This is a genomic window from Rubripirellula obstinata, assembly GCF_001642955.1.
Lineage (GTDB): Bacteria > Planctomycetota > Planctomycetia > Pirellulales > Pirellulaceae > Rubripirellula > Rubripirellula obstinata.
Genome location: NZ_LWSK01000012.1, coordinates 38,308 through 58,772, shown reverse-complemented (window position 1 = coordinate 58,772; position 20,465 = coordinate 38,308). Strand labels below are relative to the sequence as shown.

The following is a 20,465-nucleotide window of genomic DNA, read 5'->3' as shown; positions in this document are numbered from 1 at the left end:
CAGGCGTTTGTCGTATCTTTACTTCCCAAAGTTGGCTCGGAAGGCTGCAAAATCCGTCAGGCCGATGGTGTCGTCAGCATCGCTGTTCAAACCGGACAGTGCATTAGCGTCGCTTGATGACGTTCCAAACACGCTGCGGAAGGCGGCGAAGTCGGTCAGACCGACCGACTTGCTGCCATCGGCGTCGCCATACATTCGGAACAGTCCGTCGGTGGCCGACATTACGTAATCATCGCCGGCCGATCCATCGCGGTTGCCATCAAGCTGGACCCAGCGATCGGTCACCAGCGTCGCGTCAATTCGTAACTGGTAGTCTCCGTCAACCAGACTTCCGAAATCGGTCACAAAAGTTTCGCTATCAGCAAACGTTAGATCCACCACCGTCTTGCCCGACGTGTCGTCGATCGACACCATCGGCATCAAGGTTCCCCCCGATCCGGCGCGAGTGATTTCAAACGGATTGCCATCGACCTGATTGATGTCGACCACCGTATCGAAGGTGATGCGCACCGAGTCGAGTGACGAACGCTGTGAGTGTCCCTCGTTGACTACAATGCTTTCGACTTGCGGCGGCTCAATGATGCTGACCACATAGTCCTCGACTTCGCCATCAGCGGCGAAACCGGTCGGCTCTAGACCGCCGTCACTGCTGATGCGAACCCGTGCATACGTGTCACCGACGGTGATGCCGCCGGGGATATCAGTCGGGATCATGTAGTTGATCGTTTGTTCCAATTCATTGACGCTTAAGTCGTTAATAATTTTCTCGCCAGCGTCAAAGGATCCGTTGCGATTAAAATCGATCCACGCATCGATCTGGCCTTCGGTGTCCGTGGGCAACTTGATGTTGACCCCGGCCATGGTGCCGCCCACATTGATCGCGCCAAACATGACGCCGTCATCGTCGCTGCCGTCACCGTCGGCGTCTGGCGTTGCAATGCCATCGTTTTCGGTGTCACGATTGGCACCCAACTGCGGGCCAACCGCGGCATGTCTGGCACCATCGTCAGTTAGCAGCGTTCCGTAGGACTGCGGGGCATCGCCAAAGTCCATGTCCTGTGCGTTGGTAAATTGAAGCGAATCAAAATTGAGAGCCAAGTTAGCCCCCGCTGCCGCCGTTCCTTTACCGATGAAACGCAATTCCGAAGCCATCACGATGTTGTCAGAACCTGATGGGGAAAAGTTATCAACCACCATCCGCACGTGGGTGACTCCTTCGCGAACTCCATCTAGCATGTTGATTTCGGGCGGGAAGTAACCGCCGGTACTGGCAAGTTGTGTCCAGGTCAGCGAGTCACTTCCGCTGAAGTTGGTTCCACCATCGGTCGAGTAAGACAAGACGGTGTTCTCAAAACCTCGGTCGGTCTGTCCACCCTCGGTGCTGTTCCAAAGCACCATCCCGCTGAGGTCATACGTTCCATCCAGATCGATGGTCAGCGTATTTTCCTCAACAGCATTGCGAATTCGGGACACGCGATTTCGGTCGTTTCCGGTTTGATGCTGCGGCCAAGTCAGGGGTACCGGATCACCGGTTTCAACATCCGAGGCGTCCGTCGATCCGGCTGGGTCCGTCAAGCCGGAGCCATTGAACCAGTTTTCCCCGTTTGCACCATAGGGACTGTCCATATACGACCCGTTCTCAACCTGCAACGTTGCGCTCGCCGGAGCGATCACGATGTCTGGGGCAGGAGCGTAGAACTCGGTGCGGAACACTCGCCCCGGGCCGGCCCACGATGTCAGGTCGACGCCCTCGATCACGTAATTCGTTCCGGTAACATCCGGGTCAGGGATCTCGACGGACCCAAGCTCCGTGAACGAGGTTGAGAACGCATTTTCAGCGATCAACACGCGAATGCCTTTGGGCGGGTTTTGAACCGAGAATTGATTCACGTTGACATCGATGTCGTACACACCCGGAACCACATCGCGAGTGAACTCGAGCCATTCTCCGTCAATGATCTGGCTGACCAGGATCGACGAACTATTGAGATCAACGTCTTCGTCTGGCCGCGCGTTATTGCCGGAGCCGGAATTGCCAGCGGTGGTATCGAAGTAAGCTATCTGTTGTCCGCCGTAATCAAACTCTTCCGCCTTGATGATAGTACCGTCTTGAACGGTTTGGTCGAGAAACGGCAACTGCACCGGTTGGGTGATTTCAAAGTTCACCGTGACCGGTGTTCCTGGTGTACCGTTCAAACCTGGACTCGGGTACGGAGTGACGATCAGTGTGTACTGCCCGACGGGTAAGACTTCCGCGTTGAAGTCGCCTTGTTGATCTCCGAACAACGCGTACGGCGCGATGCTTTCAGTCTGGTTGTGCGACAACGGTCCGCTCAACGCGAACCCGATGCTGCCCGCGGCGATATTGGTGGTCGCTCGAACATTGACCCCTTCGATTCCCAGCGCCGTGAGGTTGATGACCATGTTGTCGGTCAAAGGTGCAACGTCAATATCGAAGTCTTCATTGCTATCGGCGTCGACAAGCCACAGTTCATCGATCTCTAAGTTAGTGGGCAACGGATCGTCGGTGGGTCGGATCTGGATCCGGCGACCCGATTCGAACACCTTCATCCACAAGTCACCTGCGCCATCGCGGAAATAGGCATTCGATGTCGCGTCACGCATGGCTTGAAGCGAGACGCTGTCAATGCCTGAGGTCGGTTTGTAGTCCTCACCGATGCCTTTGAAACGATAGACCGTATAGTCCCCGGGCTTTTGGCCGCGACGAACATCCATCCTGAGGCTAAATCCGTCTGAAGGAACAGGATCAATGAAGGTGATGGTGTAGTCGCCGGCATTCAGTTTGGTGTACAGACGCTGCGACGAGATGTTTCGACGATTGACTCTTAACCGATTGCCATCGCCGTTTTCGATGTCAAAGTACGGAAAGTTTCCCGACCCGGTGACGGTATCGAGTTCCAGATAGCCGAAGCGGTCATCGCTGATGTACGCGTTCCAACCTGGCGGAGCGATGTCGGTGGAATCGCGGTAGAAGTCAATCCTGGGCGTCAGCACATGATCCACGCCACCGCCGGCGTGGCCTGTCAAAGAACCATCGACATCCAGAACAATTCCAGAAATCGCATCAGGTCGTCCTGCGGCATTGGCGGGCGAGCTGTTGGCGATCCCCGAGTTATCCAGGAAGTAGACCTGCAAGTTGTCAGCCGTCCCGTCATCTTCGTACGTGATGCCTTCGGCGCGAGTCATCGCATATTTATCGGTTCCCCCGTTGTTCAAGAACGTATAGGCGTTGTCGGCGGCGAAACCTGCAAAGTGGGCGCCGATGATGCGACCGGGGCCATCGTACAATCGATAACCGCCAACTGCGTGTGAAAGATCGGCATTCCCCTGGCTGTGGCCCACAAAGAGAATGTTGTGCTCTTCTTGCGAGAACGTATTGAAGGATCCATTGGCAACGTCGGCAAACTTGCTGCCGTCAAAAATCGCGTTGCCTCCGCGATGGTAGACCGCGGTGCCATCGTGTTTGTAGCCGGTGAAGTCGTTGAAAACCGCGACTTGCGGCGGGTTGTAACCCACGCTGCCGCCGCCGCGGATGTCTGCACCGCGATCAAAGGTCAACCCAATCGGTGACGAGTGCGACGTGTTATTATCAAAGACGCCAAGATTGGTTTCACCAGCATCAATCCCGTTATACAGCCCGGTGTCTCTGGAAAGTCCAATCACGCGGTCGGGCAAAATAAACCAGAAGCCCGTTCCTTCGGAGCCCGCCGAAATGTTGCCGACCCAAGTGTTGTTCGGATTGGTGATCCAGTAGGCGGCCGAACTCAAAAAGCGTTTGTCGATCTGTTGACCGGTATCGTGAGAACCTTCGCCGGTACCGTTCCTCGGTGCTTCGCCATTGACCTGACCGTTGGAACCACGTGTGATCCCAGGAACGATGAAGGGATCGTTTCGTCTGGCCCCACCGACCTTATGAATTCCTAAGACGATGTTGCTGAGGAATTGGTTGTTGAATTCCGCAGCGTCTTCCATGAACATGCCGTGCCCGTGGATATCATGCAGCACGTTGCCTTCGATCACCAAACCCTGCGTTCCGTGAATGGTCACGCCGCGGTTGTTGGAATTCGTGACGCTGGAATTCACCATGACATCACCGGTACGATTGCCACCAAGGTGCCAGTGAACCGGGTAGCGACCAAGGATTCCGGTCTGTCCCATTTTGTCGAACTGGACTGAATCGATCGTAATCGTTCCCGACCCAGGCATGAACATCGCATGCGCGCCGACGCCCAGGTTCCTTCCAGACGTGGTTCCATATCTGGCGCGATTGCCAAAGTTGCTGTCGGTATCCTGTGTGCCTTGAACAATGATCGATCGATTCAGCAGCGCAACTTCCGCACGCAAATCGATGCTCAGCTCGCCATCCTTGTAATACTCGATATTGCCGTAATGCCGATGTGACGTCGGTGAATTCAGCGTCAGCACCGTTTCGCTGCCCTGCACGCTGACGCCCGTGATGGTTCGAACATCCTGTTCGGTATAATCGTAGGACGAACTGGCAATCACAATTTGGTCACCGACTTCCCAAGCTTGCGAACCAACGAGCGATCCGTCCGACGCAGCCGATGTCGTCCCATCGAAGTTGCGTTCGATCACGTTCTCCACTCGGATACTGGTTGAATTCTTCCAGGCAGTTCTTGCCAACTTGGTGAAGCTCAGTTTTTCGTCACCATAGAACTGCAAACTGCCTCCACCACCAGTCATCAAGAAGCCATCATTGTCCATCACCTGCATCGTCCCCATCGCCGTTTCGACGGTGAAGTCGGCATTGGGGTTGGTGCCGGTCAGCGTCAACACAAAGTCATGGTTGTCATACCGATTGGTTGGCGTTCCGATCTGGAACACACCGCCGCTGTTGACGTGCATCCAACGAGTCGTCAATGACTTGTCCGCTGACCCGACCGGGCCTTCTTCGGCGATCAATTGCCCATGAACCACGACTTCACGCGCTATATGATTGGTGCTGTCCAGCGTGACAGCTTTGCCCTGGCCAATGATCGCCCGAGTCGAATTGTTGGGGACCCCGTTGCTCCACGTGCTAGCATCACTCCAATCGCCCGATGAAACCGCAAGCGTTGCTGTCAGCAGTCGTCGGCTTTCCAGCGACTCCAGTTTCAAGCGACGCTTCTGGCGATCTTTCGATTTGAGCCTTCCTGAACGAGAGGCCACGCCACCGATGACGTCGTTGTGGAGGTTCTTAAAGAAACGCGATCGAAATCGACCCATGGATTGAAACCTGAATGACAAGATTTAGAAGAAAAGGCGGGCTGGCTCGAAAACCAAGCAAGTCTGTATTTTAGCACCGTCTTGACGAACGAATCGTCATGTCCACCATAGATTAACGCGTTCAAAGTTCGATTGTCCCCATTCGTTTGTCAAAAAACTACGGCATCTTTTCGCGATTCCATCAAACTTCAGGTTCCAAAATTGGCACGAAAAGCCGCAAAATCGGTTAGACCGATATCGCCGTCACCATCGCTGTCCAAACCGGACATCGCATTGGCGTCGCTTGATGACGTTCCAAACACGCTGCGGAAGGCGGCGAAGTCGGTAAGCCCCACCGACTTGCTGCCATTGGCGTCGCCATACATTCGGAACAGACCATCAGTGGCCGACATCACGTAATCATCACCGGCCGATCCATCGCGGTTGCCATCAAGCCGGACCCAACGATCAGTCACCAACGTCGCATCAATTCGTAACTGGTAGTCTCCGTCCAGCAAGCTTCCAAAACCGGTCACGAACGAATCGCCCACCGCAAACGACAAATCCACCACCGTCTTGCCCGATGTGTCGTCAATCGACACAAGCGGTATCAAGGTTCCCGCCGATCCGGCGCGAGTGATTTCAAACGGATTGCCATCGATCTGATTGATATCGACCACCGTATCGAAGGTGATCCGCACCGAATCGAGTGACGAACGCTGTGAGTGTCCCTCGTTAACCACAATGCTCTCGACTTGCGGCGGCTCAACAATGCTGACCACATAGTCCTCGACTTCACCATCAGCGGCGAAACCGGTCGGCCCCAGACCACCGGCGCTGCTGATGCGAACGCGTGCATACGTGACACCGACGGTGATGCCGCCGGGGATATCAGTCGGGATCATGTAGTTGATCGTTTGTTCCAATTCATTGACGCTTAAGTCGTGAATGATTTTCTCGCCAGCGTCAAAGGATCCATTGCGATTAAAATCGATCCACGCATCGATCTGGCCTTCGATGTCCGCGGGCAACTTGATGTTGACCCCGGCCATGGTGCCGTCCACATTGATCGCGCCAAACATGACGCCGTCATCGTCGCTGCCGTCACCGTCGGCGTCTGGCGTTGCAATGCCATCGGTTTCGGTGTCACGATTGGCACCCAACTGCGGGCCAACCGCGGCATGTCTGGCACCATCGTCAGTTAGCAACGTTCCGTAGGACTGCGGTGCATCGCCAAAGTCCATCTCTTGGTTGAATTCAATCCAATTGAGATTAAAGCCGCCACCCACCATTTCCAAACGCAACACTTGGTCGATGCCAGCATGTGGGCCTAAGTCGACGTCGTTCAGCGTGACCGTTATCCAGTTTCCCCAACCGCCAGTTGATTCGACCGGAAAGGTGCCCAATTCTGTGAAGCTGGTTCCGTCGCCAATCAACAATTTTAGGTCACCGGCGCTAGCGTTGTTCGAAGCGACTCGTGCGGCAACATTGTAAGTCCCCGGCTGGACGTCGGTGGTGTAATGTAGCCACTCTCCGCCAGCGATCCAGCCAACATTAAAACCCGGACTTCCGTCGTCGATGTTGGCACCAATATCGACATCGTCGGTGCGAAACTGGCCGCCCGTATTTCCTGTTGTGGTGTCGTGGTAAGCAACGCCCTGCCCACCTTCGTCATACGATTCAGCTTCGATTCGAGTGCCGTCGGTGATCACGGTTGGCGAATCGACTTGGATGTCGACAACTCCGCCATTGGAATCAACGTCAACGACCGCTTCATAGGTGTGTCCGCCGACGGTGACGGTGACTTGGTGTTGTCCATCGAAGGCCATGGTGCGGTACGTGCCATCGGTTCGCGTGGAACCTTGGGTGTCGGTCTGCCACTCGCGAAAGATCTGGTCAACGAAGACGTCCGCATTGGGCTTGGCTTCCCAGTCTGCTTCGTACCAATGAGCACCGACTTCATCACGCCAATGAGCCGATTCCCAAAAACCATACCCGATAATGAACGAAGTCGCCGGATTGGCAAACACGTTCAAGTAGTAATCTTCGGACCAATCCGCCTGAGTCTGTAAGTCGGTTCCGGTCGAATTAATATCAAACTCGGTCATCGACAGCGGCAAACCCAACTGAGCGAACTCGTTCAAGTAAGCGTTGAACTGAGTTGGCGACGGAGCGGTCGCAAGGTCGAAGTGGTTCATGAACCCAATCGCTTCGACTGGCTTGCCATTGTCCAATAACTCTTCGATCAGGTCGTAGTATTCGGTTCGCCGAGGAATGCCAACCCGTTCGATCGTTTGACCTTCGTTGATCATCTGCAACGTGTCGGGATGCGAGTTGGCTTTGGCCACGTCAAACACTTCTCCCATCGGTCCCGCCAACGATCCACCGTCGCGGAGGATGTTCCAAAGCTCTTTCAGTAGCACGGGATGATTGACCGTGTCCCAGTGCGCGATCTTGGGCCGATCGGTTCCGTCAATCGTGCCACCCAGCTCTGAGGCAATGTCTGCGACATGTTCCAGTTGAGCTGTACGCAAATACTCTCTCGCTGCTGTCTGACTGACATTGTCTCGCAGCCGAAAGTACTCGGCTTCAACGGAATCGGGAATCAAGCGGAACTGTCCCCATGTCAAGTGATGTCCATGCAGTCGATCGAAATTGTCGTTCACCCAATCGACCGATTGGCGGCCGATGTTGTCATTGATTTCCCACAGTCGCCAGCGAATTCCGTCAGCAATCGTCAGGGTGTTGAACAACCGCGACGCAATCGCGCGATGACGGGCGGATTCAGCGGTTCGCGAATTAGAATAGACGTCACTGATATACTCGCTCCTGATGATGTTGCCGAATCCATAGGAGTGCTGAAGCTGATTCACCTCGACCGTTGCACCGGACACTGCAGCCCCCGCCTGGTTCGTCACGTTGACTAGCAGTTCATTGCGTCGGTTTTCCAAAACACTTTGCTGCGCATCCCATCGCCAATCGCTATCGGCGTCGCGTTCAGGGTAGTTTTGGAAACTCTGGGCGGGCACGAGTGGGTCTTCGGTCAACCTGACTTGGAAGTTTGCGATTTCCACGTCGGTGATGTCTTCTGCTAGATCAAACGCAAGCTCCGCTCGAAGCGAACTGCTGGACAATGCTTGACCTGCGGCGATCTGGATTTGGGCATGTTGCCAAAACCCCTTGGCGATCAATTCGGTCGTCCCCCAGTCGTCGAAGGACAAGGTGTCATGGAGCCGGAATTCCATCGGGCTCCAAAGTGTCCCGAGCCGTCGGTAGTAGAATTCGACGTACACGTTCTCCGATGCAGCGACATCCTGAGTGATGTTCCAGCGAGCAGAAACGGTTGATGCACCCGGCGGCGTCGTGATCGTATCAACGACCAACACGGTGCCGTTGACGGTGCCATCGTTTTCACCATCTGCGTTTGCGGTACGATTGGTGAAGTTGGCGAACGAGGTTCCCGTGGCTTCATCGATGTTGGTAACCGTCAACGGATTACTCGGAATCAGCGAGCCGCCCGTCGGGATCAATGGCCCGGAAATCGTTAGCGTCGTTCTTGTCCGAATTGGTGTGGACAATTCGTACTGGCTTGATGATGCAGCGCTTACCTCAACGGTTTCTAGTTCGTCATTGACGCTATCGCTGACCACGTTGATGTTCACCCGCGCCGATCTTTGCCCCGCCGGGATCGTGACCGTCGCGGGCGCTCCGGTGTAATCGCTACCGCGAGTCGCGGTGCCGCCGTAATGGAGCTGAACGACCAAGTCAAGACCAAAGTCGTCAGTTCTTGAAACGTCGAATGACAACGTCGGTGACGAATCGGTTTCACTGACCGCCGACACCACCGCGCGGACACCGATCTGTGCCTGTAGCGGACGCAATTGTTCGTTGGGGATCGCTTCCCACGCCGATCCGGCTTGTCTCCACTGAACTTCCAACCCGTCATAAGATCCGCTATCGACCTGACGCGTTTCCAAGTAGTAATGCACACCAGCAACCAGAGCGACAGGCGGCGAAGTTTGACTGGCGTCGACATTCCATTGCCCAGGCGTCGTCGCAGAATCGGTTGATGCAATGACTCTGGACAATTCAGGTGTACCGTCGTCGGCAAGCAACAAACGACTCGCATCGCCACCGGAAATTCGGAACTGATAATCGCCGGAGGTTTCGGGAACAAAGAAACCACGTGTCCGCTGGGCGGGATGTGTGGTCCCGCTAGCCGATGCGTCGATCGTCGACAGACGCACGCCGCTGGTGACGGCGGAATGGTCAACGTCGCCAGTGCCCAGAAAATCACCCGCGACCGACGACAATTGCTCAAACAAAATGCCCGTCGGTGCGGCATCGTCTAAGGCTTGCATCTGATCGGTCGACAACGGCGTCCATTCAGGGCCGACGACTTCGACAGGCAATTCGGGACTGGTCCACCCCAACCACAAACGCGATGCACCCGAAATATCACGGGTTTCGATTCGGACCGGCGTCGCTTGATCGGCGACCAGCGGAACATCGGCAATGATCTCGTCGCTTCCGGCACCATTCCAGGCGTTGACCACGATTTGGTTATCGACCCAAACTCGCAATCCGTCTTGCGGTTCCATCCTCAGGATCAACTGATGCGTCGCCGTGTGATCGCTTTGCAGATTCGATTCCCAACGGGCCGACGAACCGTCACTGTCGCCGGTGTTATTGAGCGCTGAACGCTGCCCCCAATCAAAATCAATCAACGCATCATGGCGGACCAAGTCGGGTGATGCGTCGGGAGTGCCACTGCCGTAATAGCTGCCCACCCACCCGGTGATTTCAGCGGCCAAAAGCTGGCGAGCCTCCAGCGTTTCAACGCGAGAGATCCGTCGACTGACAGACGAATTTGCTCGCCCGTTAAGACGAGAAAACGAGGAACGCTTTGCCATGGACCAATCTGTCGAAGAAGAAGGAAAAGAAAAGTGTGCTCAGGGGGTCGCCGCGAATTCAGTCGTCAGCCAATCAACAGCTCCCCGAAAGTCGCATGCCACCGATGGAACCATCAGTAAACGCCCCTAAAACGCCTTTGTACCCACATTTGCCGCACAAATTATTGATCAACAGAGGGGGAGCGAAATCGAGTCATATGGACCAATTTCGCCCACTAGCATGTAGGCGGTATTGAGTGGAGCGAAATACGGCACTTGAGCCTGTTGCCGTATTTCGCTCCGCTCAATACGGCCTACGATTGATTCCCGTCACGTTCCAAGTTACTTCGGAAGGCCGCGAAATCGGTAAGACCGATACCGCCATCACCATCCAAATCCAAACCTGCCAATGCATGCGGGTCGCTCGATGACGACCCGAACACACTGACTCGCACGGCACAAACAGACAGAATTGACAAACGAATGGGGACAAGCGAATTGGGATACATCGCGATAAACACTCGCTTGTCACCTATTCGCTTGTCAAAAATTTTTGAGCTGTTCGTAGTGACCGTATCTTTAAGCTCCGAAGTTGGCTCGGAAGGCTGCAAAATCGGTTAGGCCGATGCTGCCGTCACCATTGCTGTCCAAACCTGACATCGCACTGGGGTCGCTTGGTGACGTTCCAAAGACGCTTCGGAACATCGCAAAGTCGCTCAATCCGACCGAGTCGGTGCCATCCGCGTCACCATACTTGCGGAACAGACCATCGGCAGCCGTCATCACGTAAGCGTCGCCAGCGATTCCATCGCCGTCACCATCCAGTTCGACACCGGATGCCGTCACCAACGATGGATCGATCGTCAATTGATAGTGCCCGTCTTTCAGACTGCCGAAATCGGTGACGTAAGCACTGGACGGATCAAAGGTCAATTCGACGGTCGTCTTTCTGTTGCCCGCATTGTCAGTAATCTCGCCAATCAAAGGTGCCCCGATCGCAACCGCTTCGTTGCTGCCGTAGGTCAATTGGAACGGGTTGCCACCTTCGGTATCGATGTCCACGACTTGGTCAAAGGTTACCTTGACTGAATTGACCGAGGAACGCTGAGAACTGCCACCGTTAATTTCGAAGCTCTCAACCACCGGAGGTTCAGCGATGGTGACAACGTAGTCTTCGACTTCACCGTCAGCGGCATAACCGGTTGGCCCTAACTTGCCTGCGGTACTGATGCGGACTCGGGCGTAGGCATCGCCCACGGTGATCCCGCCGGGCAGGTCGCGTGGGATGTCGTAATTGATCGTCTGCATGGCTTGATTGACCGTGATGTCGTCAAGGATCTTTTCTTCAAGCTCAAAGGCTCCATTGCGATTGAAATCAATCCAGGCGTCGACTTTCGCTGTGCCCACTTCGTTGACATTGCCGAATTCCACGTTGACCGCGGCGATCAGGTTGTTGACCCCGATTCCGCCAAACATCACGCCGTCTTCGTCGCTGCCGTCACCGTCGGCTGCCGGTGAAACGGTGCCGTTACTCTCCCAGTCGCGCGTTGCCCCAAGCTGTGGTCCCACGGCCGCGTGCCGGGCACCGTCATCGGCAAGAAGGGTGCCGTAGGACAGCGGTGCGTCGCCGAAGTCAAGCTGCGGACTGTTGAACTCGAACCAGTTGGTTTGGAAATTGAATCCATCGGTTTCCAATCGGATCACTCGGTCGGAACCAGCCCAAGGATTCAGGTCAACGCCGGCGAGCGTCACGGTCTGCCAAGTTGATTGGCTGCCCGTCAACGGAACGCTGACGGTTCCCAATTCAGTGAACTGACTTGATTCACTGTCGTCAGCGATCAGGACGCGTACGATTCGCGTGGGGTCACTACCTTCGGCCGCAAGCCGGAAGTCGATGTCGTAGGTGCCGCCGACCACGTCAGCGGTGTATTCCATCCATTCCGTACCGTTTCCGTTCGGTTTGCCGACGGAGAAGCCCGAACCACCATCGGTGGTCTCAAAAATATCAACATCGACATCGGTTCGGAAAACGTTACCGTCGTTGCCAGCACCTGTGTCGTTGTACGCCACGCCGCTGCCACCAAAATCAAATGCTTCGGCTTCGATACGGGTGCCACTCTGGACGACTCGGTCCACAAACGGTTTCTGACTTCCATCGTCATTATCGGTGATTTCGGCGGTGGCCGAATCAATCACCAACGACGTCGTGGGCAATCGGTACGGCATCAACCCGACTGGCGAGGAGGTGTTTTCCCGCATCTGTAAGTTGTTGACAAAGACCAAGACGTCATGTTCCATCGGTCGGGCGCCACGGTAGGGGCCCCAACGCCAACTGAAGTCACGGCCTGGACGCTCATGGAAGTTTTTCGCGATCAGTTCGCCGTTAAAATACAACTCGAAGTCATGGCCATTGTCCCTGACCATCATCTCGAAACTTTTTCCGATCATGTCTTCGGCCAACGTGAAGCGTCGATTGCCCCCGTCATGGTTTCTCCGGTGCGTATAGTGGATATCGCCCTCGGGGGTCATGCCAACGTGAAGTCCCCATGACGCGTCGCTGTTCTGTTTATTCTGGAACAGCGACATCGACTCCCCTTTCATGATGGTGTAGCGAACTGAAAAGTCATTCCACACCGCGGTGCCAGCATCTGCGAACGTTTCGATTCGAGCGGCATATTCACGATTGTTGCGAACGTTCTGCTCACCCTCGAACACTCGGTAAATCTGAGTCTTGCCGTCTTCTTGGTACCAACGCGTGATGTTGTCAAAGTTGGGACGCGTGACGACCGACGCGTTCAAAGTGTGTGCCCTAATGTTCTGTGGGATTGAAACATGGTTGGGGATGCCCTGTTCCAAAATGGCATTATTCACGTCGATTTCGGATCCACGAACGCCTCCTGCCCAATTGCCCCCAGGCCGCAGGGCTTCGTCGTCCAACAATTCTTGAAACGTGCGATCGGTTCCGTTGACCGTATAAAGATCATCGTGCGTCACGTCGGGATAGTTGGCGTCGACCACCGTGCCGGTGATGGCGTGGGTGATGGTTCCGTTGTGAAGGTCTTCGATCGACTGATCATTGACGGCCCGCACCGTGATGGTTTGTGGCGTCATGTCGGTGAAGCTTAAATTCAGTGCCGGCGCGAATGTGATCCCATCGGTGCTGATTTCCAATTGCGAATCGGCTGTGGCGGTGATCTGAACGGGACCGGTGGGGATGGAATCCAGTGCGATCGTGTAGGTATCGATGTCGCCGGCTTCGCTAACGTTCAAGTCGTCCGCTCCCACCAACGTGACGCCGGCGGCGTCGTTATCCTTGATCGTGCCCGTGGCGGTTGAGGTGTTGATGATGACGGCTGGAAAGCTGGCACCAGAAATCTGAACGTTCAACGTTTCCGTCGCTTCGATCGAAAAGTCGTCGATCACATTGACGACCAGCGAACCGGTATTGGATCCATGAGGCACGATGATCTTTGCGTCGGCTGGGATCGCCGCGTAATCCACACCTGATACAGCGGTGCCCGTTCCCAAATCATCCAAATCAAACGTGATCGGTGATCCGGTGGAGTTCGTTTCGCTCAACGTGACCGTAAACTCGACTTCTCGGCCACCCTCAACTCCTTGCGTCAAGTTGTAGTTCCCCTCCAGCGTTTCGGCGGAAAGGTCGGCAACCAGCGGAATAGAGGTATCGATCTGGCCGATGAACCTCAGTTCCGATGCCATCACGATCGCTTCACCCGAGAAGTTGTCGACGACCATGCGCACGTGCGTCACACCATCGACGGTGCTTGGCAACATCTGAACTTCAGGTTCATAGGGTGCTGTTAACGTGCCTAGCTGCTCCCATGTCAGCAAATCGCTGCCACTAAACGTGTTTCCGCCATCGGTGGAATAGGACAATTCCGTGCCCTCGAATCCTCGGTCGGTTTGATTGGCTTCGGTACTATTCCAAAGCGCCATCCCTTCGAGATGAAACCGGCCGCCAAGATCAAAGGTCAGAGTATTGAATTCGGCAGCGCCTCGAATTCGTGACACACGTTCGCCGTTGTTTCCCGTTTCGTGTTTGGGCCAAACGGCAGGAATCTCGTCTCCCGTTTCGACGACGGTTGCATCGTCAAGCCCCGATCCGTTGATCCAATGGACGCCTGCGGGATCGCCGTATTGAAGGTAGGAACCACCGACACTCTGAAGCTCTGCGCTCAACGGCGCAATCACGACTGGCGGCAGAGGCGTGGGTTCCCCGATGAACCTCAGTTCCGACGCCATGACAAATTTGTCCGCACCACCTGCCGAGAAATTATCGACCACCATGCGTACGTGGGTCACGCCGGTCACGGTGCTGCCAAGCATTTGCACTTCCGGCCCAAACATCGGTGGCGGTGATGTTGGGTTGGAATCTTGATTGGTCGCCGCGTCGTCAACAAGTTCGGTCCACGTCAGCAAATCGTCCCCGCTAAACGTGATCCCGCCATCGGTGGAATAGGAAAGCCGGGTGTTCTCAAATCCGCGGTCGGTCTGCAGGAGGTTGTTGTTCCCCCTCTCGGTGCTGTTCCAAAGCGCCATCCCGCTGACGTCAAAGGTTCCGCCAAGGTCAAACGTTAAAGTGTTTTCCTCGGCCGCGTTGCGAATTCGAGACACACGTTGGTCGCTGTTGCCCCCGAGATGCAGCGGCCAAACTGAGGGCACAGGATCACCCGTTTCAACGATGGACGCATCGGACAACCCCGACCCATCAATCCAATGGCTGCCGCTGGTGCCGTATTCAAGATACGACGCGGGATCGCCGACGCTTTCCAGGCTTGCCGTGACCGGCGCGATCACCTCCGCGGCAAGCAGTTGTCGCTTTTCCAGCGTTTCCATCCGGAGGTGTTTTTTGCGATCAGACTCAGATCTTGCGCAACAGCGTGAATTGTGCCCACGACCCGACAACCGATTCGATAGTTTTGCCAACAAGGAGTCTCGTCTCATGATTTCCCTTTAGGTTTCGCTTCACTCTTGAATTGTTAAATTGTCTTTTGATTGCTAACGGCCAAAGTTGGCTCGGAAGGCTGCAAAGTCGCTCAGTCCGATGTCTCCGTCACCATCGCTATCCAAACCGGACATTGCACTGGGGTCACTAGGCGACGTTCCAAACACACTTCGGAACATTGCAAAATCGCTCAGGCCCACCGACTTGCTGCCATCGGCGTCGCCGTACATTCGGAACAATCCATCGGCAGCCGACATTGTGTAATCATCGCCAGCCAATCCGTCGCGGTTGCCATCAAGTCGAACCCCACGATCGGTCACCAGCGTCGCATCGATTCGCAACTGATAATCTCCGTCCAACAGACTTCCAAAATCAGTCACGAACGAGTCGCCGGCAGCAAACGTTAGGTCGACCACCGTCTTACCCGACGAGTCATCGATTGCAACCAGCGGCACCAAGGTTCCGGCCGATCCATCACGAGTGATCTGAAATGGGTCGCCATCGGTCTGATTGATGTCGACCACGGCATCGAAGGTGATGCGAACCGAATCGAGTGACGAACGCTGAGTGCTTCCTTCGTTGACCACAACGCTTTCGACCTGCGGCGGTTCCACAATGCTGACCACGTAGTCTTCGACTTCGCCATCAGCAGCAAAACCAGTCGGCCCTAGACCCCCGTCGCTGCTGATGCGTACGCGAGCATAGGTATCGCCCACGGTGACGCCGCCGGGAAGATTCGTGGGGATCATGTAGTTGATCGTCTGTTCCAGTTCATTGACGCTTAAGTCGTGAATAATTTTCTCGCCAGCGTCAAAGGATCCGTTGCGATTGAAATCGATCCACGCATCGATCTGGCCTTCGGTGTCCGCGGGCAACTTGATATTGACCCCGGCCATCGTGCCGCCAACATTGATTGCGCCAAACATGACGCCGTCATCGTCGTTGCCGTCCCCGTCGGCATCGGCCGAAGCCAGCCCGTCGGGTTCGCTATCGCGACTGTCACCAAGCTGCGGACCAATCGCCGCGTGCCGCGCCCCGTCGTCGGCTAGCAACGTCTCGAACGGCGCGTCGCCAAAGTCCAGTTGCGGGCTGTTGAATTCAAACCAGTTGAATTGAAAGTTGAAGCCATCGGTTTCCAATCGAATCACTCGGTCGGAACCTGCCCAAGGACTCAGGTCAACGCCAGCGAGCGTCACCGTTTGCCAGTTCGATTGGCTGCCCGTCAACGGAACGCTGACGATTCCCAATTCAGTGAACGCACTGGATTCATTGGCGTCGTCTGCGATCAAAACACGGACGGTTCGGGTCGTATCATTTCCGCTTGCGGCCAGTCGGAAATCGATGTCATAGGTTCCAGCGACCACGTCGGCGGTGTACTCCATCCATTCGCCAGCTCCATTGGGCCGGCCGACGGAAAAGCCCTCTGTCTCTGTACCATCGATCGCTTCATAAATATCGACATCAACATCGGTTCGGAACACATCGCCCTGGTTGCCGGGCGAAGTATCGCTGTACGCCACGCCGCTGCCACCCAGATCGAACGCTTCGGCTTCAATGCGAGTGCCGTTGGTCACCGTGGTTTCTTGATAGGCAACCTGGGTCGGCACATCGAGGACAAAATTGACGACGCCGCCGGATGGATCGACCTCGGCCATCATTTCGTAAGCTTGCCCATCGATCGTGACGGTGACTTGATGCTGGCCGTCAAACGCCATCGTTCGATACGATCCGTCATCGCGAGTGGAACCAAGCGTATTGGTTTGCCATTCGCGGAAAATCTGATCGACAAAAACATCGGCATTCGGTTTGGCTTCCCAATCGGCTTCGTACCAAGCCGCCCCTTCATCATCGCGCCAGTGAGCCAGATCCCAGAACCCGTACGAAATCACGCCGATGGTGGCTGGGTTGGCAAAGACATTTAGAAAGTAATCTTCCGACCAATCCGCTTGAGTTTGATAATCCGTGCCGTTCGAGTCGACATCGAATTCCGTCATCAAGAGCGGCAAACCGAGCTCTGCAAAGTAATCCAGGTATTCGTTGAATAGCGTCGGGCTAGGTGAAGAGTCAAAGTTGAAGTGGTTCATGAACCCAATACCCTCAACCTGCTTGCCAGCAGCCAGTAGATCTTCCACCAATTCGTAGTATTCAAATCGCAGGGGATTATCAATCCTTGAAATCGTTTGCCCCTCGTTGACGATCAACAACGTGTCTGGGTGAGCGTTAGCCGCGGCCACATCGAAAACTTCACCGACGGGGCCTGCAAGCGGCCCGCCTTCGCGAAGAATGTTCCAAAGTTGTTTGATCAGCACAGGGTGGTTTGCCACGTCCCAGTGCGCGACGATGGGGCGGTCGGTGCCTTCGATCAATCCACCGATTCCAAATTCTGCTGAAGCAATCTCGGCAACGTGGTCCAATTGTGCTTGACGCAGGTATGCGGTTGCCACCGACTGAGATTCTTCGGCAATCAACCGAAAGTATTCCGCTTCGACTGAATTTGGAACAAAGTCGAGATGGCCCCACGTCAAATGGTGCCCATGCAGATCGCGAACATTTTCGTTGACCCAGTCCACCGATGCTCGCCCGTTGGCCTCATTGGAATCCCACGGTACCCAACGAATTCCGTTGGCTATCGTGATGCTATTGAACAATCGCGACGCAATCGCTTGATGCCGCAACGATTCCGGCGTCGACGAACGCGGATCCGTTGAACTGATGTATTCGGTCCGCAGGATGTTGCCGAACTTGTAAGCATGTTCGACCTGATTGACCTCGATGGTTGCACCGACAATCGGATTGCCCGCCGTGTTGGTCACGTTGACTACCAACTCATTGCGACGATTTTGCAAGACGCTTTGTTGAGCCTCCCAACGCCAATCGCTATCAGCATCACGCTCGGTATAGTTGTCGTAAGTCTGCGGCAGGAATTGCCTCAAATCTGGTGCAATGCCGCGGTTGAGCAACTGCACGCCACCGATTTCAATTGTTCCAAGACTGCGGCCAATCGCCAATTCAAGTTGGACCTCGCCAGGCACCGAAGCGATAGCAGCCTCAAAATCGAACTCGTACAGCCGCCATTGTCCGTCGACTTGAAAATCTTCGCGAAGCGGGGCGCGAACGGCCGCAGCCTGAGTCACTTGCAGACGCACATCGAACGGCGCATCATCGGTCCGCAACCACATCTGCGCGGTCAACATCGAACCAGGCTCGATGGGCACTTGGCTGTTCCACCGCGGTCCAATTTGCCCCAGGAAATTTCTCGGCGTCTGAATGTCAACGGCAAGCACGTCGTCGAACGGAACCTGTTCGGCCGCCGTCGCCGTGCGGTTGGTATAAATTGCTGGGTTGCTACCCGTGCTACCTGCGGTAACGTCGACGTTGCCAAGCAGAACGGCATCAGCGGACAAAATCGCTTCGGCTTCCGCATCGCCACTGAAGAATCGTTTGAATTGGAAGTTGGCAATCTCGACCGCGGCGTTACGCGAATCCATCGACAACTCGACTCGAAGCGAGTCCCCCGACAACGCCTCGCCCGGCGTGATCGGAATCTGGGCGCGTTGCCAGAATCCCGTGGCGGTCAGTTCCGTTCGGCCCCAACGGTCGGAGGAAGTTTTGTCCTGCAATTCAAATACCATCGGAACCCAGGGCGTGCCCGTTCTGCGATAGTAAAAATCCGCGTAAATCGTTTCGTCGGGAATCAGGTTCTGGTCAACATCCCACCTGACCAAGACGTCCGGTGCGTTGGCCGGAGACGACGAAGTGTCGACCACCAACACCGTCCCGTTGATCGCGCCGCCTTCTTCGTCAACGGCCGTTCGGTTGCTCAAGTTAGCAGAACTGTTTCCGCTTACTTGGTCGATGTTGCCTACCAATAACGGGTCATCGCCCACCAGCGAACTGCCAGCGGGTGCGAGGTTGCCAAAAATTGAAAGGGTCGTTCGCGTACGAATCGGGGACGTTAATTGATAGTCCCCGGAGGCCGCCACACCGACCTCGATGGCTTCTCGTACTTCATCCATTCCGTCGGACGTGACCACGACCTGCACGCGAGCCGATCGATCACCCGCGGGAATGGTGACCGTCGGATTGGCACCGGTGTAATCGACCCCGCGATCCGCCGTACCGCCGTAATCAAGATCAACGACTAGGTCACGCCCAAAGTCATCGGTGCGGAACACGTCGAATGACAAGACCGTCGAAGCGTCGGTTTCATTGACCGCCGAAACAATCGCACGCACACCGACTTCGGCCTGAACAGGACGCAACTCTTCATTGGGGATCGCCGTCCAAGCGGCCGATCCATCGCGACGCCACTGAACCTGCAACCCATCGTACGATCCGCTGTCGGTCTGCCTTGCTTCGATGTAATACTGCACCCCGGCGAGCAACCGAACGCCGGCGGAGGTTTGGCTAGCCGTAACATTCCATTGCCCCGGAGCGGTCGCGGTGTTTGCCGATGCGATCACGCGAGCAAGTTCGGGGGTGGCGTCGTCCGCCAACAACAACCGGCTGGCATCGCCACCGGAAATTCGGAACTGATAGTTGCCGTCGGTTTCAGGAACAACAAAGCCACGCATTCGCTGTGCCGGATGACTCGTCGAGCTAGCCGAAGCCGAAACCGTGCTGGCACGCACGCCGCTGGCGACCGCATCAAAATCGACGTCGCCGGTATCGAGGAAATCGCCAGCCACTGACGAAAGCTGTTCAAACAGAACTCCACGCGGCTCGGCCGCATCCAAAGTCTGCATCTGATCGGTCGACAACGGCGTCCATTCAGGGCCGACGACTTCGACCGGCAATTCGGGACTGGTCCATCCCAACCACAATCGCGATGCACCGGAAATATCAAGCGTCTCGATTCGGACCGGCGTCGCTTGATCGGCGACCAGCGGAACATCGGCAATGAACTCGTCACTGCCCACGCCGCCCCAAGCGTCTACGACAATCTGATTGTCGACCCACAACCGCAACCCATCTTGGGGTTCCATACGGAAGATCAACTGGTGCGTCGCCGTGTGATCACTTTGCAGATTCGATTCCCAGCGAGCCGACGAACCGTCACTGTCGCCGGTGTTATTGAGCGCTGAACGCTGCCCCCAATCAAAATCAATCAACGCATCATGGCGGATCAAGTCGGGTGATGCGTCGGGCGTAACACTGCCGTAATAGCTGCCCACCCACCCGCTGATTTCAGCGGCCAAAAGCTGGCGAGCCTCCAGCGTTTCAATGCGAGAGATCCGTCGGCTGACAGACGAATTTGCTCGCCCTTTAAGTCGAGAAGACGAGAAATGCTTTGCCATGGACAAATCTGTCGAAGAAGAAGGAAAAGAAAAGTGTGCTCAGGGGTGCGCCGCGAATTCAGTCGCCAGCCAATCAGCAGCTTG

6 protein-coding genes are annotated in these 20,465 nt (G+C 55.6%); 1 reads left to right on the top strand and 5 read right to left on the bottom strand.

The window, feature by feature from the left end; translation table 11 throughout:
* Window positions 1-18: 18 nt before the first annotated feature.
* Together RC85_RS05890 and RC85_RS05885 are read right to left on the bottom strand one after the other, a co-directional pair.
* Complete coding sequence (locus RC85_RS05890) at window positions 19-5,247, bottom strand: GEVED domain-containing protein (protein ID WP_068259799.1); 5,229 nt, start codon at window positions 5,245-5,247, stop codon at window positions 19-21.
* A gap of 188 nt (window positions 5,248-5,435) precedes the next feature.
* Window positions 5,436-10,139: an endo-1,4-beta-xylanase gene (locus RC85_RS05885; protein WP_068259796.1), complete on the bottom strand. Its 4,704-nt coding sequence runs from the start codon at window positions 10,137-10,139 to the stop codon at window positions 5,436-5,438.
* On the opposite strand from RC85_RS05885, the gene RC85_RS28845 reads away from it, so the two are divergent.
* Window positions 10,138-10,269, top strand: a complete 132-nt coding sequence (locus RC85_RS28845; protein ID WP_261340466.1) for a hypothetical protein — start codon at window positions 10,138-10,140, stop codon at window positions 10,267-10,269. The two genes, RC85_RS05885 and RC85_RS28845, sit on opposite strands and share 2 nt — an antisense overlap.
* 163 nt (window positions 10,270-10,432) lie before the next feature.
* Here RC85_RS28845 and RC85_RS05880 read toward each other — a convergent pair whose 3' ends face one another.
* From RC85_RS05880 to RC85_RS05870, 3 genes are read right to left on the bottom strand one after another with little or no spacing between them, the layout of a single operon-like run.
* The gene (locus RC85_RS05880; protein WP_068259793.1) at window positions 10,433-10,639 is read right to left on the bottom strand and encodes a hypothetical protein; all 207 of its coding nucleotides are present in this window, start codon (window positions 10,637-10,639) and stop codon (window positions 10,433-10,435) included.
* Window positions 10,640-10,697: 58 nt separating this feature from the next.
* Entirely contained in the window at window positions 10,698-15,083 is a 4,386-nt protein-coding gene (locus tag RC85_RS05875; RefSeq protein ID WP_149752751.1) for a GEVED domain-containing protein, read from the bottom strand.
* A 54-nt stretch (window positions 15,084-15,137) separates the two neighbouring features.
* Window positions 15,138-20,381 (bottom strand): endo-1,4-beta-xylanase, encoded by a 5,244-nt coding sequence (locus RC85_RS05870; RefSeq protein WP_084422380.1) that lies wholly within the window; start codon window positions 20,379-20,381, stop codon window positions 15,138-15,140.
* Window positions 20,382-20,465: the final 84 nt, after the last annotated feature.